The following is a 1,489-nucleotide window of genomic DNA, read 5'->3' as shown; positions in this document are numbered from 1 at the left end:
CAGGTGGTCAGGTAGAGAATACCAAGGCGATCGAGAGAATCGTGGTTAAGGAACTCGGCAAAATGCCCCCGTAACTTCGGGAGAAGGGGGGCCTGAGGCGTGAACCCACTTGCTGGGGAAGCGTTCGAAGGCCGCAGAGACCAGGGAGAAGCGACTGTTTACTAAAAACACAGGTCCGTGCGAAGTCGCAAGACGATGTATACGGACTGACGCCTGCCCGGTGCTGGAAGGTTAAGAGGACGGGTCAGCCCTTCGGGGCGAAGCTCAGAATTTAAGCCCCAGTAAACGGCGGTGGTAACTATAACCATCCTAAGGTAGCGAAATTCCTTGTCGGGTAAGTTCCGACCTGCACGAATGGCGTAACGACTTCTCCGCTGTCTCAACCGCGAACTCGGCGAAATTGCACTACGAGTAAAGATGCTCGTTACGCGCAGCAGGACGGAAAGACCCCGGGACCTTTACTATAGCTTGGTATTGGTGTTCGGTACGGCTTGTGTAGGATAGGTGGGAGACTGTGAAGCCGGCACGCCAGTGTCGGTGGAGTCAACGTTGAAATACCACTCTGGTCGTTCTGGATGTCTAACCTCGGTCCGTAATCCGGATCAGGGACAGTGCCTGGTGGGTAGTTTAACTGGGGCGGTTGCCTCCTAAAATGTAACGGAGGCGCTCAAAGGTTCCCTCAGCCTGGTTGGCAATCAGGTGGCGAGTGCAAGTGCACAAGGGAGCTTGACTGTGAGACTGACAGGTCAAGCAGGGACGAAAGTCGGAACTAGTGATCCGGCGGTGGCTTGTGGAAGCGCCGTCGCTCAACGGATAAAAGGTACCCCGGGGATAACAGGCTGATCTTGCCCAAGAGTCCATATCGACGGCATGGTTTGGCACCTCGATGTCGGCTCGTCGCATCCTGGGGCTGGAGTAGGTCCCAAGGGTTGGGCTGTTCGCCCATTAAAGCGGTACGCGAGCTGGGTTTAGAACGTCGTGAGACAGTTCGGTCCCTATCCGCTGCGCGCGCAGGAAACTTGAGAAGGGCTGTCCCTAGTACGAGAGGACCGGGACGGACGAACCTCTGGTGTGCCAGTTGTTCCGCCAGGAGCACGGCTGGTTGGCTACGTTCGGAAGGGATAACCGCTGAAAGCATCTAAGCGGGAAGCCTGCTTCAAGATGAGGTTTCCACGGGGCTTGCCCCGAGAGGCTCCCAGCTAGACCACTGGGTGAATAGGCCGGATGTGGAAGAGAGGACTAAAGACTCTCGTAGCTGACCGGTACTAATAAGCCGATAACTTGACACACACATACATGTTGCACGCGTCCACTGTGCGGTTCCCGAGAGACGGTCGGGAACCCGACTGACAACTCGATAGAGTTACGGCGGTCATAGCGAAGGGGAAACGCCCGGTCCCATTCCGAACCCGGAAGCTAAGCCCTTCAGCGCCGATGGTACTGCACGGGAGACTGTGTGGGAGAGTAGGTCGCCGCCGAACACCCTTTC

General features: G+C 56.7%; 2 rRNA genes. Both read left to right on the top strand.

Annotation, left to right across the window (positions count from 1 at the left end):
* Positions 1-1,289, top strand: a 23S ribosomal RNA gene (locus N866_RS18790); the annotation flags it as partial.
* A 75-nt stretch (positions 1,290-1,364) separates the two neighbouring features.
* Positions 1,365-1,481, top strand: a 5S ribosomal RNA gene (gene rrf, locus N866_RS18785).
* The last annotated feature ends 8 nt before the right edge of the window (positions 1,482-1,489 follow it).

The organism is Actinotalea ferrariae CF5-4, from assembly GCF_000603945.1.
GTDB classification, from domain to species: Bacteria; Actinomycetota; Actinomycetes; order Actinomycetales; family Cellulomonadaceae; genus Actinotalea; species Actinotalea ferrariae.
This window is presented reverse-complemented; position numbering and strand designations above follow the sequence as displayed.